The sequence below is a fragment of the Klebsiella quasivariicola genome (assembly GCF_002269255.1).
Classification (GTDB): Bacteria; Pseudomonadota; Gammaproteobacteria; order Enterobacterales; family Enterobacteriaceae; genus Klebsiella; species Klebsiella quasivariicola.
Window position 1 is genome coordinate 38,376 of sequence record NZ_CP022826.1, and the last position, 17,578, is coordinate 55,953.

24 protein-coding genes are annotated in these 17,578 nt (G+C 49.3%); 21 read left to right on the forward strand and 3 right to left on the reverse strand.

The window, feature by feature from the left end:
• The first annotated feature begins 182 nt into the window (after positions 1-182).
• From B8P98_RS30175 to B8P98_RS30225, 11 genes are all read left to right on the forward strand, one after another.
• On the forward strand, positions 183-521 hold the full coding sequence (locus B8P98_RS30175; protein ID WP_004206912.1) for a hypothetical protein: 339 nt from the start codon (positions 183-185) through the stop codon (positions 519-521).
• Between the two features lie 97 nt (positions 522-618).
• Positions 619-849 (forward strand): Hha/YmoA family nucleoid-associated regulatory protein, encoded by a 231-nt coding sequence (locus B8P98_RS30180; protein WP_004187345.1) that lies wholly within the window; start codon positions 619-621, stop codon positions 847-849.
• Between the two features lie 297 nt (positions 850-1,146).
• The gene (locus tag B8P98_RS30185) at positions 1,147-1,383 is read left to right on the forward strand and encodes a hypothetical protein (protein ID WP_011154457.1); all 237 of its coding nucleotides are present in this window, start codon (positions 1,147-1,149) and stop codon (positions 1,381-1,383) included.
• Between the two features lie 84 nt (positions 1,384-1,467).
• The gene (locus B8P98_RS30190; RefSeq protein ID WP_004206915.1) at positions 1,468-1,878 is read left to right on the forward strand and encodes a DUF1380 family protein; all 411 of its coding nucleotides are present in this window, start codon (positions 1,468-1,470) and stop codon (positions 1,876-1,878) included.
• Between the two features lie 61 nt (positions 1,879-1,939).
• On the forward strand, positions 1,940-2,245 hold the full coding sequence (locus tag B8P98_RS30195; protein WP_004187339.1) for a hypothetical protein: 306 nt from the start codon (positions 1,940-1,942) through the stop codon (positions 2,243-2,245).
• Between the two features lie 200 nt (positions 2,246-2,445).
• Positions 2,446-2,886: an antirestriction protein gene (locus B8P98_RS30200; protein WP_004206916.1), complete on the forward strand. Its 441-nt coding sequence runs from the start codon at positions 2,446-2,448 to the stop codon at positions 2,884-2,886.
• Positions 2,887-2,929: 43 nt separating this feature from the next.
• Positions 2,930-3,214 (forward strand): hypothetical protein, encoded by a 285-nt coding sequence (locus B8P98_RS30205; protein ID WP_004206917.1) that lies wholly within the window; start codon positions 2,930-2,932, stop codon positions 3,212-3,214.
• Between the two features lie 154 nt (positions 3,215-3,368).
• Positions 3,369-3,590, forward strand: coding sequence for a hypothetical protein (locus B8P98_RS30210; RefSeq protein ID WP_004206918.1), 222 nt, complete (start codon positions 3,369-3,371; stop codon positions 3,588-3,590).
• A gap of 71 nt (positions 3,591-3,661) precedes the next feature.
• Positions 3,662-4,096 (forward strand): single-stranded DNA-binding protein, encoded by a 435-nt coding sequence (locus tag B8P98_RS30215; protein WP_004206919.1) that lies wholly within the window; start codon positions 3,662-3,664, stop codon positions 4,094-4,096.
• Positions 4,097-4,152: 56 nt separating this feature from the next.
• Complete coding sequence (locus B8P98_RS30220) at positions 4,153-4,464, forward strand: DUF5983 family protein (protein ID WP_004187333.1); 312 nt, start codon at positions 4,153-4,155, stop codon at positions 4,462-4,464.
• A gap of 132 nt (positions 4,465-4,596) precedes the next feature.
• Entirely contained in the window at positions 4,597-5,133 is a 537-nt protein-coding gene (locus B8P98_RS30225) for a hypothetical protein (RefSeq protein WP_004206920.1), read from the forward strand.
• A gap of 500 nt (positions 5,134-5,633) precedes the next feature.
• Here B8P98_RS30225 and B8P98_RS30230 read toward each other — a convergent pair whose 3' ends face one another.
• Positions 5,634-5,999 carry a hypothetical protein gene (locus B8P98_RS30230; RefSeq protein ID WP_004206922.1) on the reverse strand — a complete coding sequence of 122 codons (366 nt, stop codon included), beginning with the start codon at positions 5,997-5,999 and terminating at the stop codon, positions 5,634-5,636.
• A 275-nt stretch (positions 6,000-6,274) separates the two neighbouring features.
• On the opposite strand from B8P98_RS30230, the gene mobA reads away from it, so the two are divergent.
• The 8 genes from mobA to B8P98_RS30270 are packed head-to-tail and all read left to right on the forward strand — an operon-like array spanning position 6,275 to position 15,035.
• Positions 6,275-6,592, forward strand: coding sequence for a plasmid mobilization protein MobA (mobA, locus tag B8P98_RS30235; RefSeq protein WP_004206923.1), 318 nt, complete (start codon positions 6,275-6,277; stop codon positions 6,590-6,592).
• Entirely contained in the window at positions 6,579-8,558 is a 1,980-nt protein-coding gene (gene traI, locus B8P98_RS30240) for a TraI/MobA(P) family conjugative relaxase (protein ID WP_004206924.1), read from the forward strand. The genes mobA and traI overlap by 14 nt, the downstream gene beginning before the upstream one ends.
• A gap of 13 nt (positions 8,559-8,571) precedes the next feature.
• Positions 8,572-9,072, forward strand: coding sequence for a DotD/TraH family lipoprotein (locus tag B8P98_RS30245; RefSeq protein ID WP_004206925.1), 501 nt, complete (start codon positions 8,572-8,574; stop codon positions 9,070-9,072).
• Complete coding sequence (locus B8P98_RS30250; RefSeq protein WP_004187315.1) at positions 9,069-9,848, forward strand: type IV secretory system conjugative DNA transfer family protein; 780 nt, start codon at positions 9,069-9,071, stop codon at positions 9,846-9,848. The genes B8P98_RS30245 and B8P98_RS30250 overlap by 4 nt, the downstream gene beginning before the upstream one ends.
• Positions 9,849-9,858: 10 nt before the next feature.
• On the forward strand, positions 9,859-11,022 hold the full coding sequence (gene traJ, locus B8P98_RS30255) for a plasmid transfer ATPase TraJ (protein WP_004206926.1): 1,164 nt from the start codon (positions 9,859-9,861) through the stop codon (positions 11,020-11,022).
• The gene (gene icmT / locus B8P98_RS30260; protein WP_004187310.1) at positions 11,012-11,272 is read left to right on the forward strand and encodes an IcmT/TraK family protein; all 261 of its coding nucleotides are present in this window, start codon (positions 11,012-11,014) and stop codon (positions 11,270-11,272) included. The genes traJ and icmT overlap by 11 nt, the downstream gene beginning before the upstream one ends.
• A 24-nt stretch (positions 11,273-11,296) precedes the next feature.
• Positions 11,297-14,557, forward strand: coding sequence for an LPD7 domain-containing protein (locus B8P98_RS31795; protein WP_219725162.1), 3,261 nt, complete (start codon positions 11,297-11,299; stop codon positions 14,555-14,557).
• Positions 14,523-15,035 carry a hypothetical protein gene (locus tag B8P98_RS30270; RefSeq protein WP_011091071.1) on the forward strand — a complete coding sequence of 171 codons (513 nt, stop codon included), beginning with the start codon at positions 14,523-14,525 and terminating at the stop codon, positions 15,033-15,035. Before B8P98_RS31795 ends, B8P98_RS30270 begins: the two co-directional genes overlap by 35 nt.
• Here the strand turns inward: B8P98_RS30270 and B8P98_RS30275 are convergent, their stop codons facing one another.
• Both B8P98_RS30275 and B8P98_RS30280 read right to left on the reverse strand, forming a co-directional pair.
• A complete protein-coding gene (locus tag B8P98_RS30275; protein ID WP_305953721.1) occupies positions 15,036-15,248 on the reverse strand; it encodes an Hha/YmoA family nucleoid-associated regulatory protein in 213 nt (70 codons plus the stop codon).
• Positions 15,220-15,630, reverse strand: coding sequence for an H-NS family nucleoid-associated regulatory protein (locus B8P98_RS30280; RefSeq protein ID WP_004187465.1), 411 nt, complete (start codon positions 15,628-15,630; stop codon positions 15,220-15,222). The genes B8P98_RS30275 and B8P98_RS30280 overlap by 29 nt, the downstream gene beginning before the upstream one ends.
• A gap of 67 nt (positions 15,631-15,697) precedes the next feature.
• Between B8P98_RS30280 and B8P98_RS30285 the strand changes: the two genes are divergently transcribed.
• Together B8P98_RS30285 and B8P98_RS30290 are read left to right on the forward strand one after the other, a co-directional pair.
• A complete protein-coding gene (locus B8P98_RS30285; RefSeq protein ID WP_223294958.1) occupies positions 15,698-16,411 on the forward strand; it encodes a DotI/IcmL family type IV secretion protein in 714 nt (237 codons plus the stop codon).
• 8 nt (positions 16,412-16,419) lie between these two features.
• The gene (locus B8P98_RS30290) at positions 16,420-17,571 is read left to right on the forward strand and encodes a DotH/IcmK family type IV secretion protein (protein WP_015062843.1); all 1,152 of its coding nucleotides are present in this window, start codon (positions 16,420-16,422) and stop codon (positions 17,569-17,571) included.
• The last annotated feature ends 7 nt before the right edge of the window (positions 17,572-17,578 follow it).

Below are 17,578 nucleotides of genomic sequence, written 5' to 3' on the forward strand. Positions count from 1 at the left end.
GGCAGGCCGCATTTGCGGCCTGAAATATAAACAGGGAAAGGAAGTATTCCCCGGCCTGAGAAAATCATGCCGGGCATGTATTTATTGCTTGATTTATATGGCTCATTAGACGTATAATAATCACATCGAAAGGCAATGAGGCTTTTCGCGGTAGCGCCCCGACTGGCGCAGGAGTAATAAACATGGCTATTCAATCCCTTCAGTTCCGTAACGGCTCCGTTTCTCTTGGTGATGTTTTTGTTTCCAGCTGGGGTTATGAGCAGACAAATACCTATTTTTATCAGGTGATCGCCCTGCGCGGTAAGAAAACCGCCGTACTGCGCCGCATCGCTGCGCAGCAGGTGAAAGCAGACAGTGCAATGTCTGGCGAATTAAAGCCGGTATTGAATGACTTTAAAGGCGAACCCGTGACCCGTCGTATCTGTGAAAACCATGAGCATCCGTCTGTCAGCATTGACGAGTACGAACAGGCTTATAAGACCGATCCTAACGAAAGCCATTTTTACAGCACCTGGGGCTGACCGCCTGCTACGCCCCGCAAGGGGCGTATAGTCGAAGACTTATTCAACCAAAACGTGAATACTATGCGAAATAACAAGGCGCTCAGGACGCAGATACATGGCGGAAACAGTTTATCAGGCGCGGAGGCGTTTTTACCTTCTCCGTTTTCGGCGCAGTCGTAACCCGGACACACTGGAAAAAATGTACGAATCCATGCGGGATCGTGGACAGGTGCCGCCGGAGGACACCGAGGCTTTTGAGGCTGCCGCCGACCATCGCCGCGCAGAGCTGGCATCGGGACGCATCTGGGATAAGATCCCGCCGCATGTCTGGCAGTATGTAAAATAATCACAGCGCCCCTACAAGGGGCGTTTTATTGCTTGCATATATGGCTCATTAGACGTATAATGTTTTTACTGATTCAAATCAGTACCTTCCTAAACAGCCTTACAGGTGCATTATGACCTCTTCTGAAATCCTCCATAACCTCCCTCAGATTATCACGGCCGTGGCCGCCCTCATTACAGCCATTACCGGGCTGATTAAAGTCATGAAGGATAAGGGTAAGGACTGAACCGCCGCAGGGGGCGACAGCCCCCTGCATCCCTAACCGGCAGCGCCCCGACTGGCGCAGGAGTAAAAAAAGTGACAACGCTGCATATTCGAGAAATTCCCACTGATGGAGCGCCGCCTATCTGTGCAGGCCGCTCAATCTCAGATGATGACCTTTGCGCCTCATGCCAGCATCTCGACTATCGCCCTGGGCACCTCAGCGCCTGCCTGCTGTCAGGTTGCGGGCGTGACGACTGGCCTTCAGAACTGGATGCAAACGGCTACAGCGTTGCCTGTAGCAGCTATGAGCGTGAAAAATCGCTTGATTAATATGGCTCATTAGACGTATAATAATCACATCGAAAGGCATCCGGTCTTTCGCGGCAGCGCCCCGACTGGCGCAGGAGTTTTACAATGCACGGTAACGTAAATGAAATTTGCGCAAGGCTTCTCGATAGTTTTGAACCACAGCAGCGGATCAGCCTTCTGATCTGGACTGCTGAAGATGTCCATGACTGCACCAGTGATATGAACCTCACTGACGATGAGGCCGAAGCCGTTCTGGCAGAAATCGCGGAATGCAGTTCACACAGCCGTTATGGCGTCGGAAAAGATACCGTCTGGAGCCTGGCAAAGCAGGTGCGCGAAGATGCCGCCCGCGATCGAAAGATAGAGGTCAATGCCGAGGCGCTGCAAAAAGTCGTGGCGCTGGCGGCGCAGTTTATCCGGCTGGAAGAAATCCAGTCTGGTGAAGGAGCTGCACGCCGACTTTATCCGCAGGAGTCTGAGGCGCTGGAGTGCATCACGAAGGCGATTAACGGCTAATTCACGCAGTAACGCAGCGAACTTTCACGGTAGCGCCCCGACTGGCGCAGGAGGAAAAAACATGTCCCAGAATGAAGCCTATTACGACACGCTGGCCCTGATTGAAAAGGGGCAATGGTGTTTCGGCAGTATGGACGAAGAAAACGAAGAGCGGGCAATCAAGGCCGCTAAGGCGCTGGCGCTGTTTGCGCGCCTGAATGAGCAGGACTGCGACGGACACCCGGTTTCCGAAATCATCGTTGATTTTATCGCTAACCTGATGCACCTGGGGGAAGCGATAAATTTTCGTGTGCTCGATGAGGAAAGCGCGGTGATCCCGTTGGTCAGGATCGCAGCCGTACACTTTAACGCTGAAACAAAGTCATAGTAATCATGTGAATCAGAAGGGGGCAGGCGTGATCCTGCCCCCAAAAATGGACAGGGGAAAGAGTTCTCCCGCCTGAAAATATTCAGGCAGGCGGGAATATTTTGCTTGATTAATATGGCTCATTAGACGTATAATAATCACATCGAAAGGCAATCCGGTCTTTCGACGGTAGCGCCCCGACTGGCGCAGGAGTACAGAAAATGTCTACTGAACTGAATCAACCCGCCATCACTGCACGCATTATCCCCAATAACCGCCGCATGGCCTTTCTGCCACGCCTGTTCGGCGCCTGGTATCTCACAGGTGAGGCCGGTGTCTACAACCACGCACGTTCTCTCTGCGCCGATTATCAAGGCGGTTCCTGGGAGTTCGTCGAACTGTCTTGCGGTAGCGGCTTCATGTACCCACTGAGCGCAGAGCGCTTCACGGTATCGGTTAGCGGTAACTGGTTCGAAGGGGAACTGTCCGCAGAAGCTACCGGTATCGTGCTGACCCTGTTCACCCTGAACCACATGATCTGGCACGCACATGATGCCGGCTATGAGCACATCTGCGACATGCTGATCACCCAGCAGGAAAAGCTCAAATTATATGCCGACCAGCACGCCGAAGCCGGTTTGATTTACCGCGCGATTGACTGAAACGGCGGCCCCCGCGAGGGGGCCAATACTGACAGGGGGAAAAATGTTAACACTAACTGATATTCGCGCCAGCAATACGGTGCTGGTTACGGAATTTGGCGGCGTGCGTGCTGTGCATTTCTGTCTTCATGAAAAATTAAGCGGTAACGACAACGATCTGTGGTTTCCGCTTGCCAATGGGGCCGACCTGTTCGAGGCGCTGGAAAGCATTATGTGCATCAATTTTGCCGCTGCTAACGTTGTCTCGCTGGAGTTCCTGCGGCAGAACGGGAAGTGCAAAGACTACCGGATCACCTACAACAAGGCCAAATTCAAGCCATTAAGTTAGATATCTGGCATCATTAAATGTTCATATTTGAACAAAATTAAAATATAAAAATACGTCTAATGAGTTGATAAAATGGCTCATTAGACGTATAATTATTACATCGAAAGGCAGTTGAGTCTTTCGCGGTAGCGCCCCGACTGGCGAAGGAGTTGAAATGAAAGAAGCAGACCAAAAAAAAGTGAATGCCGTAATGGCAATTGCTGATTATCTCGGTGTAAAAAATCAAATCGAGGTGATCGAATACTCAGCCGAATCAGTGCAGGTTGAGTGGCGAAATCCTAAAACAAAACAGCTTATTCATCGTGATTACACTTTTGCAAATTCCTTTGTAAAAGACTTTGAAAAAGCTCTGAAATCGAACATGAAGTTTTACTGATAAAGAGGGGGAGAAATCCCCCTTAATCCTCCCATTTTTTACTGATAAACATCAAATATATGAGGTGTATTATGTGGAAACGTGGCGAAAACAAAGTGATTCTGATGGGGCGTTCTGGCAAAGATGCAGAACTGCGTTACACCCCAAACGGAACGGCCATTGCGAGCCTGACGCTGGCTACAGAAATCAGCTATAGCGACAACGAAGGGAAGGAGCAAAAAGAAACGGAATGGCATGATATTGTCATTTTTGGAAAGAAAGCCGAAGCAGCTGGGAAGTACTTCAAAAAGGGTATGATGCTGTATTTTGTCGGGCGCATTCGTAATAACAAATGGCAAGGGACAGACGGCAAAATGCGCAGCAATAAGGAAATTGTGATCGATAATAACGGCGAAATGCAGATGCTGCCGGGAGCTGGGCCACGTAACACCAGTGCAGAAGGCCAGGGAGGCATTGAAAATCATGATGAACCGCCGTTCCCGGATATGAATGATTACCCGCAGTGAGTATTTGAGTTAGAACGGCCCGCAGGACGCGGGCCGCCAATCCAGAGGGGGGGAGTATGAATATCAGTGAACAATATCGGGTGGCGGTCGTCAGTACCGGCCATGTAAAAAAAGAAGACGCGGAACTACTGGACAAGGTCTGTAACGATGACTTGTCCGGTCAAGGTTTGTTCTGGATCGAGAAAAATCGCTATGGGTGGATATTGCGTATTTCTGCTACTGAACAATGGCGAGTGGAATTAACCAGGGCGGGGATCAGTGCAAGTGCTTTGGATAATATAGCCGCGTTAAATGGTGCCGGGTTCGACTGGATTTGGTTTGACCGGGATGCAGAACAGGTGCCAGAACTGACCGTTTGGGAGTGGTAAACCGGTTAAAAATATGCCTCGAAAAGGGGCATTTTTTTCTTGCCTGTAATGGCTCATTAGACGTATAATAATCATGAAGTTTAAAAGCGGATATTGATTAAAACGCTCTGTAAATAACGTGGAGAGAATATTATGGCGACCTTATACCCTTTTGAGGTTTATACCCTTATTGTGTCAGAATTAATCGTAAGCCATTTTAATGATGTCGCTATGGTATATCCGGGAAGCGAAGAAATTAAAAAGAACTATGACAGTGAATTAAGTGCTGTACAGGTAGTTAATGGCATCAGAGAAAAACTGATTGAAGATGGTGTTATACAGTGCGAACAGTGCCCACTGCTATCCGAGTGGGATGAGAACAAGGTTATCAACCAGCTAATTAAAGATTACCGCCTGATTCTCAATCGTGACTATGAACTAAACCGTGTTCGTCAGCAGCTGGCCCCGGAGCTGATCGCACAGATAGAAAACTGGAAAGAGCAGAAGTATTCCGATTCTGCGAAGGAATACGAGGTGCTCTATGAAACCATCAACATCAACGGAAAGGAGGTTACAGGCAAACTAAACGTAGTTGCAGTAAGTCGCTTTGATGCTGTTTTCATCGTAGGGCAGCGTCACGCTAACGATAACTTTTTGGTTTTGGATGTGAAGGAGGTGATGAATCATTGAAATCCAGAAAAGGTGCCGGATTGCGCCAACAATCCGGCTGGGTAGGCAATTTAAATTGTGAGGTTCAAAATGCCGTTGTGGATTATACACTATGCTGAAGATGTCGCAAACGGAGTGCAAACAAAGTCGCATCCGATGAACGCAGCGCAATGGGATCACTTCCGTTTCTGGTTGGCAGTGTTCCGGCGGATTAAAGAAACCGCGATGTAATCTGTAACTGTCTCAGGGGCGCTGTATGCGCCCCTTTTTAATATCCGTGCCCGGACTCCTTTCCCTGTAAATTTATCGGGATCAAGGGCGGATCGTGGCCCTGAACGTGCGCACCATTGAGCGCTGCATCGCAGCGGAACCGGAAAATTTTTTCCGGCCAATGAGTGCCCTTGTCACCGGAACGGTGACAAGTATGCACGCAAAATTACACGAACAGGCAGCACCCATGCCCGGCCTGACAGGCCGGGAGCTATATCATAATGTGGGATGCTATATGTGAAAGGTGAAGGTTAATACTGCGGACCTGAAGCGTCAGAATTCTGACCGGTAGAGCCATTTTGTGTGCGCTGATCTTCGTCAACTCCAGTGATTTTTTTTCGGCTGTTGCTGGTTCTTTTTTTTCCAACTCGTCCGGCAGTAATGTCCTTGATATCACGTAATGTAACGTCTGAAAAACCCGCATCGTTGAGGAATTTCAGTATCTCTTTATCTTCATATCCTTTCGAATCTTTCAGCTTCTTAATGTCAGATTTAAGCTCATCGAGTACGTGCTTTTTCTCAAGCCTTTCTGACGTCACATCAGGCAAGTCGTCGAGAATGCTTTTGAATTTTCCGATGTCCTCACTGCTATAAAATGCTTTCTTTTTTGCAGGCATATGCCCTCCCAATAATGTCAAAATCGGCCATGCCGAACCGGAGAAAATCGATCAAGCTATTCGGGTGATTTTACATGATGCCCGGCACGATTCAATTGCTCTGCCTGCCAGGCCCTTCGCTGCTGGCTTTCAAACCTCGCCGATGGTAGAATTCAATGAGGTATTTAAGTACGGGACAAGATGTGTTTTTGGTACACCGCCGGCACGCCGGCAGTGACGCAAAAACGTCTTGGTCAGGGCAAGCCCCGACACCCCCTAACGAGGTTAGCTATTAGATGAGTCGTAGTGAGTCACGAAAAACAGATGCACAAATCCATTTCCGCTGCACAGCAGAAATTAAAGATGCATTGTCCAATAAGGCCCATGAAGCAGGGCTTAGTCTTAGTCAATATCTTATCAAATCTGGGCTTGGAAAGCGCATTCAATCGAAAGGTAATTACAATGCACTTGCCGCTCTTGTAAAGATAACAGCCCTTCAAAAACATCTGTTTAACGAAGGTGCCGGGGTTCATAGCAAGGAGTATTCAGAGATTCTGATCGAGGTCAAAAAGGCCGCACAGAAACTGCAACAGGAGATGGATGGTGATACCTAAAATCATTGAGGGCCGAAGGGACAAAAAGTCCAGCTTTGGTCAGCTGATTAAGTACATGGCAGACAAGCCGTCTCAGGAGTTGACTGATACAGTTCAGCCTACTCCTGAGACTGCTTTAGCTGTTAAATCGGATATGTTCGAAGGGTTAAACAATTACCTGACCCGTAAGCAGAAAGTGATCAGCACACCGGTGGATGTTGAGCCAGGTGTACAGCGAGTTGTGGTTGGTGATGTTACCTGCCAGTACAATACCTTCTCGCTCGATGGTGCAGCACAGGAAATGAATTCAGTTTCTCAGCAAAGCACACGCTGTAAAGATCCAGTTATGCACTATGTTCTCTCATGGCCTGACTATGAAAAGCCGAATGATGATCAGGTTTTCGATTCAGTGAAGTTTACACTGGCATCGATGGGCATGTCCGATCACCAGTATGTTGCTGCCATCCACCGGGATACAGATAACCTGCATGTGCATGTTGCTGTCAACCGCATCAATCCCCAGACATATAAAGCAGCCTCATCGAGCTTTACCAAAGACACACTTCACCAGGCGTGCCGCTTACTGGAATTGAAGAATGGTTGGTCCCATTCAAACGGTGCATATGTGGTTAATGACCGTCAACAGATTGTCCGGAACCCTCACAGCAAGAAAGAGCGAGGCAACTGGCGCTCACTCGATCGCATCAACAAGATGGAGAATAAAGAGGGTGTTGAAACGCTCTATCGCTATATCGTTGGTGATGAACAGGTAGGCGGTAGTCGTCAAAACTTGATCCATGTTTCAGCTGGGCTTCGTGAAGCCAAAAGCTGGGATGATGTGCATAAGACATTTGCAGGCATCGGTCTTCGTGTCGAAAAAGCACAGGGGAAAAAGGGCTACGTAATTACCCACGAACATCAAAACCAGAAGACGGCTGTTAAGGCGAGTCTGGTATTTAACAAGGCACAATATACCCTGAAGTCGATGGAAGAGCGCTTTGGTGAATACCAGCCTTCACATATTGAACCGGCCAAAGTATCGGTATTTAAAACTGCATATACCCCTGGTGCTTATCGTCGAGATGCCAATAAACGTCTGCAGCGTAAAATTGAGCGCGCAGAAGAAAGAATGCTTCTCAAGGGTCGCTATCGCGCCTACCGGAACAATTTACCGATATATTCTCCGGATAAAGATCGCATCGCCGATGAATACCGGAAAATTGCCCAACATACCCGGTTGGTGAAAAATAACGTCCGGCATTCTGTTTCAGATCCTCATACCAGAAAGCTGATGTACAACCTGGCAGAGTTCAAACGCCTGCAGGCGGTTGCCAATCTGCGTCTTAGCTTGCGTGAAGAACGCAACGGTTTCAGGGCGGCTAACCCACGGCTTTCTTACCGAGAGTGGGTCGAACAGGAAGCACTGAAGGGTGATAAGGCAGCGCTCAGCCAAATGAGGGGCTTTGCCTATTCCTCCAGGAAGAAGGAGAAGTATAAACAGCAGCTGGTTGAGCAGATCGGGTTCAACCGTACCTTTAACGCCATCACCAGTCATGATCGTGATGATGTGGCCGTAATGGCCTCAGCACGTCATGGTGTCAAGCCACGGCTTTTGAAAGACGGTACTGTTATCTTTGAGCGCGACGGTAAACCAGTAGCGGCTGATCGTGGTCACATTGTGCTGACAGAAAGTAATGGAATCGACAAAGAGAAAACGGCTGACCTTGCAATTGCATTAACGATTGCTGGTAAAGCCAAATCTGTTCGTGTTGATGGTGACGGCGAGTTTAAGGAACTGTGCTGTAATCGTATCGTCGATGCAGCTGTGAACCACAATCACCCTGTCGCGCAGGGCATTACCTTCACAGATGCCGCTCAGCAGGCGTATGCTCAAAACGAGAAACATCGTTTGATTCGTGAGCAAAATAATAGTAAAAATGAAATGCAATTAAGAAGTGAAAGCGACGACAAATTCAATCCGAAGTAAAATGGAGTAAGAAATGAAAATCAAAATGCAAACGGTCCTCGCGGCCGTTTCTTTGTTAGCTCTTGCCGGTTGTGCCTCTCAAAGCGAAAAGGAAAAACAAATCTCTGCACAGCAGCTGGTAGATCAGGAATTGCGTGAGCAAGCCATTAAGATAAAACTCGCACAGGATGAGCTTTACCAGGCTGGAGCCATTAACAGGACCCGTTACAAATTCCCTACCATTATCAATGCAAACAGTCAGTATGTTCGTGTGAGCTGGCAGGGTGATGCTTACGAATTACTGGAGCAACTGGCTAAACAGCGTGGCCTTCAATTCACCAGTCAGGGGATCAAGTTACCGCTTCCACTCAATATCGATGTTGGTGGTTCGAAGGTTACGTTTGAACAGTTGCTGACCCTGATCCGACAACAAACGCAGTACCGTGCCACCATCAACCAGAAACCCGGTGAACTGCAGCTGCTTTACCTCACACCATCGAAGAAAGGTTCATTCCTCAGAGGGACCCGCCCATGAAACTTAAACTGATCGTGCTTTTGACGTTACCGCTGCTTGCTGCGAACGTTGCACGCGCGGACGACTCCGATGTTAAAGGCCTGGATTACTACATGGACCCGCCAAGCCAAAGTGACGATGAGGCCGATGTTACTGGCAGTATGCTAAACGACGCAGCGCACACCATAGGATTTCGCGGCGGTAAGGCAGAACGCGCTAAAGAAATTCGCGCCGCGCTGGAAAATCAGCGCAGCAACCTTGATTACATGTATTCGTTCCAGCCGCTGATCTCTTCTGAAGGCTACCTGCCACCGGTCATTGCTGAAGCTAAAGACGTTGCACACATTACCAATGAGCAAATCCGAACGGCCAACCGTGCCTACGACATTGTTGTGCCGGCACGCTTTGTCAGTAACCCACCGACCTGGAAAAGCTATCTTCTGACCGGATTGATGGCGCAGCGGATCGAATTGCCTGAACCGGCGGCGATGCCGAAAGACGGCAAACAACGTGATATCTGGAAAAAGGCTGTCGCGCTGGGCTGGTCTGACGGCCGCCAAAAAGCTGATGAGATATTCACTGCTAATTTCAATCGCCTCACACGGGATTACACCGGCATGTTGCGCTACAGCACGCTACTGCAGCAGGGCATGATAAAGGCTCCAGTTATCACACAGCAGCAGCAAACAGTTACAGGGGATAAAAACCGTCTCATGCTGGGTGATAAAACGAAACGTATGAAGCAGCAAGCTGAGTTTGACATCAACAAACGCAGCTGGAAACCGACCATACGTTGAGGGGCAGTAGATGGAAGCATTCAATTTTGGTCCAACGCTGACGCCACAGACGCTGGAACGTTTTCTCGTACACTGCTCTAACAATGAAGTGTCCGATATCTTGTTGCAGGGTGGGGATAAGATCTGGGTAGAACGTCATGGGCGCCAGCTGCCCATGACAGATTACCCAATCGACACCCTGGAGCTGGAACGCACCGTTGATAAGGTGTTCGGGCAGGAGATCAAAGGGATACTGAAAAGCGCTGCGGTTGTTAATACCGCTATCCAGCTACGAGGTGATGAAGCGGGCACGATTGGACTCGGCCGCGGCGAAACGCGCCGGTTCCGTGCGAACTTCACTCAGGCCGATATTTATAAAACAGAAGCGGCAATGTCTCTGACACTCCGTGTTCTGAATGAGTTTATTCCTCAGCTTAAACAAATGGGCATTGAGCCTGAGCTGTTTAATTCTCTGTTGCCGGCTTCCGGCCTCGGACTGATTTGCGGTGAAACGGGATCGGGTAAGTCAACCCTGATGGCCAGCATCTTCCAGTATTGCGGTGAAACGTACCAGGACCGGAAAATCATCACGGTTGAAGATCCCATCGAATATCGCCTGGGAAGTAGAGACTGGATTGCGCCGGCGCCGGCACAGTCACAGATTGGGCGTGATATAGATTCCTTCCACAATTTTATCACTCTCTCCGGGTTACGTCGTTCTCCGAAGATTATGGGGGTTGGTGAGCTCCTTAACCGCCTGTCATTTGAAGCTGCTGTGCTGGCAGGTAAATCAGGCCATTTTTGTCTCGGAACACTGCACGTCAAAACGGTCGGAGAGGCCATTTCCCGATCATTGCAGAACTATCCGCCGGAAATGCGTGAAGCTGCCGCCTTTGACCTGCTGAGTATCCTTTCGTACATCATCGTGCAACGCTTGCTTAAAACAAAAGATGGCCGGCGCAAGGCTGTCCGTGAATATCTCGTCATTGATAACAGCCTGCGCCGCAAACTCTATGACGTTGATTACAGCAAGTGGGGCCGCTACATCGACGACCTGTTGATCGCTGAAAACCGCAGTCTGATTCAGAACGCCTGGGTAATGCACCAGGAAGGTTTGATCGACGAAGCGGAAGTCATCGAGGTCGCAGGATATATGGACTATCTGGCGTTAAAAGAGGGCAAGTATGGACATTAACAAATGGCGTTATGCCGGCCGGCCACTGACGGTTTTTGGTGTGCCTGTTATCTCGTTTCTTGTGTACTTCATCTGGTTTCCGTTCCCGTCAGTAAAAACCTTTGTTATCTGCACCTGTGTGGTTCTCTTTTACTTTCTGCTGGCCATGATGGGCTACACGTTACCGGTGCTGTACCAGGTCATTCTCCGGGTTATCCGCGGGAAAAAACTTACCGGGCGGCCGTGGTGGTACCGGCGCTCTCAGCGATAACACATAACTACAGGGGTAGACAGTATGGCGAAACCTGAAATTGCAACTGAAAGAACCCGTCTGAGTATTCCCTTTGACGATCGCCAACGTGCAATACGTGCGGCCGGCAAACTGGCTGATGGCAGTAATGCTCTGGACTACGTGAAGGAAGAAAAGGTGTGGTATGCACAGCCGGGGGCCAACCTGAGCCGGCTGAAAGAGTGGATTTTTGACCCCAATAAGGTGATCGAAGAACCGCCCCTGGATATTCAGGCCATTGAAGATGAATTTACGGCGTGGCTTGAAGAGCGCGGTGCCATTATCAAAGACCCCATAGAGTTCGATGGCCAGAAGCATTATGTCGATACAGTGGACGGTAAAGCTGGTTCAAGAAAGGGGGTGTATGCCGCTTTCCTGGATGGCCGGCCTGCAGGGTGGTACAGGGACTATAAGAACGGTGGTGAAATTCAGAAATGGGTATCTACCGGCGCAGCCCCTAACCCTGAACAAATGGCCATGCTCCGTGCTGATGCTGCGGCAAGGCGTGAACAAAGAGCTGCAGCGCAAGCGGATAAGTTTGATCAGACCGCTAACCGGTTGATGGAAGAATATAACCGGCTTCCGGATGCCACGGGAGATCTGGCATACCTGAAAAACAAACAGGTCATTGCCGCTAACGGCCTTAAAGCTGATGAGCGGGGCAACGTTGTGATCCCCCTGTTTAATGCTGATGGCGAGTTCAGGACCCTTGAGCGCATCTGGTCCGACGGTAGTAAACACCTTGAAAAAGACGGCCAGGCATGGGGGAGTTTTTTCGTTGTGGGTGGCCAACTGAAGGATGGTGACAACCTGCTTTATGCCGAGGGATATGCGACAGCAGCCAGTATCAGCGAAGCCATCAATCAGCCTGTGATCATGACGGTTAATGCCGGCAACATGGTGGAAGTTGCTGGCCGCCTGAAAGACGCCTTTCCAAACAGCACTCATTACTTCCTTGCTGACAATGACATTTATAAAGACGAGAACGTTGGACTAGAAAAAGCGACAGAAGCTGCAGAGCTGACTGCCGGCCATGTTCTGGTCCCTGCCTTTAGCAACCCGAAAGAAGGGCTTACAGACTACAACGATTTGCATGTCTCTGAAGGGCTGGAGCAAGTCAGATTGCAGGTAGAAGGAGCCATTAATCAAATAAACAGGGTAGACACTATGCCGACTGATAACCCGAACATTACTGACGTTAATCACAGCTCGACTGACAGCGCTGCCGTTGCAGCCCCTGAAAATGCCGCGCCGGTGGCCAGCGCCCCTGCAGCTGCTGAACCGGTGGAAGCCGCGCCGGTGGCCAGCGCCCCTGCAGCTGCCGAACCGGAGGAAGCCGCGCCGGTGGCCAGCGCTCCCGCAGCTGCCGAACCGGAGGAAACCGCACCGGTGGCCAGCGCCCCCGCAGCTGCCGAACCGGAGGAAACCGCGCCGGTGGCCAGCGCCCCCGCAGCTGCCGAACCGGAGGAAACCGCGCCGGTGGCCAGCGCCCCTGCAGCTGCTGAACCGGAATACGCCGCACCAACAGATCGAGACGGTGATGATGAAAAGAGTAATAGCGCCAGTGATCTTGAGGCGTATGCCGCTATGATGGCCTTTGGCGGTGAAACAACTGACACCGCTCAGCAAAAGCCTGAAGGGATAGCGCCCAGCGAACCTGTAGCTAATACCGCCCCGGCTGAAAATGAAACCGAGGAGAAGAAGAAAAAAACAAACGAAGAACTGGAAAACGGCATACGCTGGGCAACCAACGATAATGCAGAAACGCCCCCAAAAGAACGTATAGACCTGGAAGGGTTAATTGCCCGGTTTGGGTACAGAGCAGAGAAAGACTATACGGCGTATACGCTTGATGGGCAGGATGCGTTTTACGATTACGGCTCACATCTGCGTATGGCTACCCCTGAAGCCAGCCAGAGTGACGAGATGATCCTGGCGGCCGTTCTTACCGCGGATAAGCAACATCATCGTGGTATTGAAATCACCGGCAGTGACGAATTTAAAGAGCGAGTGTTTAACCTTATCAGTGAATACAACATTGAGGTGAAACTGACTAACCCAGAACAAAGGGTTAAATTGCTCGAACTCAAAAAAGCAAATGAAACAGCAAAAGAAACGGCAAAAGAAAATGTTGCTGATTCAAAAGCGAATAAGCAGGAAGGGGTAAACGAAAAGGCAAATTCATCAGTTCAGCAAAATGGAATGCGCTGGGAAGAATCGGCCTCTGTACAACCGAAGAAGCAGAATGCATCTGATACTCAAAAGGAAGATAAAGCTGCGGGTGAATCCTGGGAGAAAGGCGTTATCGTCGCGCATGGACGTGCTAAGTATGAGTGGAAAGATGATGAATCCATGAACTACTTTGTCACCCTCAAAAATGAACATGGAGAGAAGACACTCTGGGGGAAAGACCTTGAGAGAGCGGTTAAAGATGCTGGTGTAGACACCGAACGTCTTGTTACGGTCAGAAAGCTGGGATTTGTGGATGTTGAGGTGAATGCACCTGTCCGTGATGAAAGCAACAAGATCGTTCGTTATGAAACTATCCAGACCAAACGTAATGAGTGGGAAGTAAAACCTGTATACCCACAGCCAACAGCAGGGAATGAACAGGCCTATAAGCCTTCTGAACTGGTTCCGTATGATGCTGCAACCTTCCAGAAGCTCCGCACAACAATTCAGCAGATTACCGGTGTTGATCTCAGCCGTGAGGCCGTGCCTGAAAAAGAACTGTATTGGTTCCTGCCGAATGGTAAGCCAGCTCCTGAAAGCATGACAAAACCCACAGGCTATAAACTCCCTCAAGAGTCAAAAACCGCGGGTACACCTTTGCTGGTCGCACCGCATAAAAAAGGCGAACGACCTGATTATTACCTTGTTGAGTCTCGTAAAGGATTCATGCAGGGGATCGCAAAGGATAAGGAATCTGGCGAGTACCATAGCGTAATTGGTAAAGTGAACAAGCGTATTGATAAAGATGGAAACTGGAAAACGTATATGACACTTTCAGCAATCAATAAAAATTCTGAAAGTGGAATTGTTTTGCACGGATACGGCCATGTTGATCAGGGAGGTAAAAACCTGCTTTACAAAAACACAATTGCAAATGAAAAACAGCCTCAGCATTTACAACCGGCCTCAGATGAGGTAAAAAACAAAACAGTAATGAAGCAGCTTTTTCATCCTTCTAATGCTGCAAAAAGAAAAGATGATGAAAGGAGAGAACAGACTCATGCACCAGTCGCAAAGTCAGCGCCTCGGCCATAAAACAAAAACCCTACTCGTAGCAGTAGGGTTTTCCTGCATTTCTGTGAGCTCATTTGCAGCCACACAGACCTGTGCAGCATACGAACTGGCAAAAGCTGGTGCTGATGCTGCCTATAAACAGGAGGTTGAACGGATTAACAACGCCGCTAAAAGTGAATCCAGTACATCTGATTCTCTCGGACAGTGCCTGGGGTCGCTATCGGTATCACTAAAAATCCCTCAGTTTCCGTCTATCAGCGACATCATTGATAAGGTGAAGGATGAGGTATGCAATACGGTTAAATCGAAGATTAATGAGAAGTGGGGGAGCCTGACTAATACGACGCTGGACCCGTGGTCAACGATTTCATCCCGACTGCCAGATACGTCAGGTATCCTGCCCAACGCATCTTCTAAGAATGTGCAATTAAACAATCCGGCAGCTGCGAGTGGAAGTGGTGAGGATGCAAACAGTGATGCATTCCCGTTCCATTTGTAACTACCGGAAGAGTCCTTTCGGGATTTTATCGAATAGCTTGCCGGTTCGTATTTCAACGCGGCGGTGTTCCGCCGCGGTTAGTAAACGCATAAATTCTGTGGCAGGTAGAACATCACGTTTTGAGTCTACATACGTATCAAGCGAATCTTCATTCATGAAACGTCTGACAGTATGCAGCCAGTCTTCAGCTGATTTCATATTTTTTGAGCTCATCGTCGCTCATCTCGGCAAACGCTGCAGGTCGGCGACCTTTTCCTGTCCAGGTTATGGACTTTCCATCAACTTCGATCCGGTACTTCACTTTTCCAAAAGTGGATTTACTTTTCGTGGACGGACCAAAGAGATTTTCGAAGATCTGGAGAGCTTCATCAGCCGTAATATTGTGTTCTTCCATGAACCGCTTTGTGGCTGCGGCTTTCTCTTCAGTGGCCTTCTGTTCTTCCTTAAATTTCTCGATCATTCCCTGTGCAATGTCGGACCACATATTAATGAGTTGCTCAAGGTTTTCTGGCGGAATTTTGCGCAAAACGGCGGTGGCTTTTCGTCGTTCGCACATGATAACTGCACAGGATTCGTAATCATTATGTTCGCTCATGTATACCTCATTGTTCATTAACGATCTGCGTGATTTTCTAACACAAACTTTTGAAAAGAGAAACTCTATGAAAACACAAAATGGTGAAAATATTATGGATCAAACTGACTCGGATCAAAACTCAGTCGTTGATGATGACAGCAACGCCCTTGCTCCAGCTCTTGCTGAAGAGAGTAACCGAACGGTGCAAGAAATCGTATCGAAACATGGTTTAAAAGTAATTTTGATTCAGACGCTAATCATATTAGTCGCAATCATTATCATCGGTCTTCAGGGTTACTGGCTTCACCAGAAAAAAACCAAATATATTGCAACGAATGGGGGCATGATCACGGAAGTACACCCAACCGATGAACCGGCTTACACAGCGGAAGAGGTGATGGACTTTGCCAACCGTACAATGATCAAATCGCTTTCGCTGAACTTTGTGAATTACGAAAACCAATTAACCAGCGTCCGTGGCGATTTTAGCGCTGAGGGGTACGTTAGTTTCCGTAAAGCGCTGACCGATAGTGGACTGCTGAAAGATATCAGTGAAAAACGTCTGAACGTAAAACTTTCCACAACACCAGGAACCCTGATCACGGAAGGTCTTATCCGTGGCACCAAAACCTATGCCTGGCAATACCGTATTCCGGTGACTGTTCAGCTTGTTGGTCAGGCTCAGGACTACAGACCACAACCTTACGATTTGATGGTTCAGGTACGCCGCGTCAAAGAAGACGAAGATCCACGGGGTATTCAAGTAGCGCAGGCCATTCTCAAACCCCGGAACTACTGAGGTCAATCATGAAGATTAAACTGTTAACTGTACTTATGGCCGCACTGTTTTCGGCAAATTCTGTATCTGCAGCTGATGCACCGACTGGTAATGGAGCGCCGCAGCAAACGGCGCCAGCTGTGCCTGGTGGTGATATTGCTCAATGGCAGCAGGCCAGTTCCGGGTTGCCCGTAAATCAGCAGTCACAGGTGCAACAGCCACCACAGCAAACAGCACAGGAACAAGGTCAGCAGCAGGCGCAAGGCCAACAACCACAGGCACAGCCCCAACAGCAGCCAACTACTGCACTGCCTCCTGCACCCATGCCGCAGATTCCTCCACCACAGCAGCAGGTTACTCATGTTAATCCGCAGACACTGGAAGAGTTACCTGCACCTGTTCTGCAGCAGATCCAGCCTATTACCCCTGGTCAGGTGCGGTCTGCCCGCAGCGCAATGGAAGATATGAGCGCGGCGGCCAAAACCTCACCATTAACGCCGATCCCACGAATTTCAAGCCAGACGGTATCACTGTCAGCTGGTGCATCCATTCCGCAGGTACGGGTATTTCCAAACCAGGCAACGACAGTGACGTTTTCAGATGCAACCGGACACCCCTGGGTATTAGGTGCCCCTCCATATAATTCGAGTCCCTGTGCTTCTGGTGGTGAACTGTGTGTTGGCTATATTCCAGGATCGGCGGTATTCACAATCCAGCCTACCAATGCCTATGCCAGCGGGAACATCACAGTGCTTCTGAAGGGGCTGGCCACGCCGGTCATTATTAACGTGAAGGGGGCAGAACCCTCCGTTAAATCAAAAACCGTTGATGTTGATTATCGTCTGGATCTCCGTATCCCGAAGCGCAGTCCTGACACACCGGTTTATACCGCTACGCCTGAGAAAAAAATCTCACTGTATGACAAGCAGCTGCAGAGCGTGCTCGATGGCATCCCGCCTGAAGATGCTCAGCGGTTGAAACTTAAAAACGCGCCAGGGAGTACCAAAGTCTGGCAGATCGGTGATGAGCTCTACGTCAGAAGTAACATGCAGCTGCAGGATGAGTTTGAAAAAACGCTTTCCGCTATCGATGGCACACATGTTTACGTGCTGCCGGCAACACCAGTGCTGACTTTTTCTGTTAATGGTCAGGCGCGTGACGTTGAAGTTGAGCTGAATTAAGGGGAAC

What these genes read in the sequence shown, in the direction of transcription:
- B8P98_RS30175 (WP_004206912.1), top strand. Translation starts at nt 183, where the DNA reads ATGGCTATTCAATCCCTTCAGTTCCGTAACGGCTCCGTTTCTCTTGGT.
- B8P98_RS30180 (WP_004187345.1), top strand. Translation starts at nt 619, where the DNA reads ATGGCGGAAACAGTTTATCAGGCGCGGAGGCGTTTTTACCTTCTCCGT.
- B8P98_RS30190 (WP_004206915.1), top strand. Translation starts at nt 1,468, where the DNA reads ATGCACGGTAACGTAAATGAAATTTGCGCAAGGCTTCTCGATAGTTTT.
- B8P98_RS30195 (WP_004187339.1), top strand. Translation starts at nt 1,940, where the DNA reads ATGTCCCAGAATGAAGCCTATTACGACACGCTGGCCCTGATTGAAAAG.
- B8P98_RS30200 (WP_004206916.1), top strand. Translation starts at nt 2,446, where the DNA reads ATGTCTACTGAACTGAATCAACCCGCCATCACTGCACGCATTATCCCC.
- B8P98_RS30205 (WP_004206917.1), top strand. Translation starts at nt 2,930, where the DNA reads ATGTTAACACTAACTGATATTCGCGCCAGCAATACGGTGCTGGTTACG.
- B8P98_RS30210 (WP_004206918.1), top strand. Translation starts at nt 3,369, where the DNA reads ATGAAAGAAGCAGACCAAAAAAAAGTGAATGCCGTAATGGCAATTGCT.
- B8P98_RS30215 (WP_004206919.1), top strand. Translation starts at nt 3,662, where the DNA reads ATGTGGAAACGTGGCGAAAACAAAGTGATTCTGATGGGGCGTTCTGGC.
- B8P98_RS30220 (WP_004187333.1), top strand. Translation starts at nt 4,153, where the DNA reads ATGAATATCAGTGAACAATATCGGGTGGCGGTCGTCAGTACCGGCCAT.
- B8P98_RS30225 (WP_004206920.1), top strand. Translation starts at nt 4,597, where the DNA reads ATGGCGACCTTATACCCTTTTGAGGTTTATACCCTTATTGTGTCAGAA.
- B8P98_RS30230 (WP_004206922.1), bottom strand. Translation starts at nt 5,999, where the DNA reads ATGCCTGCAAAAAAGAAAGCATTTTATAGCAGTGAGGACATCGGAAAA.
- mobA (WP_004206923.1), top strand. Translation starts at nt 6,275, where the DNA reads ATGAGTCGTAGTGAGTCACGAAAAACAGATGCACAAATCCATTTCCGC.
- traI (WP_004206924.1), top strand. Translation starts at nt 6,579, where the DNA reads ATGGTGATACCTAAAATCATTGAGGGCCGAAGGGACAAAAAGTCCAGC.
- B8P98_RS30245 (WP_004206925.1), top strand. Translation starts at nt 8,572, where the DNA reads ATGAAAATCAAAATGCAAACGGTCCTCGCGGCCGTTTCTTTGTTAGCT.
- B8P98_RS30250 (WP_004187315.1), top strand. Translation starts at nt 9,069, where the DNA reads ATGAAACTTAAACTGATCGTGCTTTTGACGTTACCGCTGCTTGCTGCG.
- traJ (WP_004206926.1), top strand. Translation starts at nt 9,859, where the DNA reads ATGGAAGCATTCAATTTTGGTCCAACGCTGACGCCACAGACGCTGGAA.
- icmT (WP_004187310.1), top strand. Translation starts at nt 11,012, where the DNA reads ATGGACATTAACAAATGGCGTTATGCCGGCCGGCCACTGACGGTTTTT.
- B8P98_RS31795 (WP_219725162.1), top strand. Translation starts at nt 11,297, where the DNA reads ATGGCGAAACCTGAAATTGCAACTGAAAGAACCCGTCTGAGTATTCCC.
- B8P98_RS30270 (WP_011091071.1), top strand. Translation starts at nt 14,523, where the DNA reads ATGCACCAGTCGCAAAGTCAGCGCCTCGGCCATAAAACAAAAACCCTA.
- B8P98_RS30275 (WP_305953721.1), bottom strand. Translation starts at nt 15,248, where the DNA reads ATGAGCTCAAAAAATATGAAATCAGCTGAAGACTGGCTGCATACTGTC.
- B8P98_RS30280 (WP_004187465.1), bottom strand. Translation starts at nt 15,630, where the DNA reads ATGAGCGAACATAATGATTACGAATCCTGTGCAGTTATCATGTGCGAA.
- B8P98_RS30285 (WP_223294958.1), top strand. Translation starts at nt 15,698, where the DNA reads ATGAAAACACAAAATGGTGAAAATATTATGGATCAAACTGACTCGGAT.
- B8P98_RS30290 (WP_015062843.1), top strand. Translation starts at nt 16,420, where the DNA reads ATGAAGATTAAACTGTTAACTGTACTTATGGCCGCACTGTTTTCGGCA.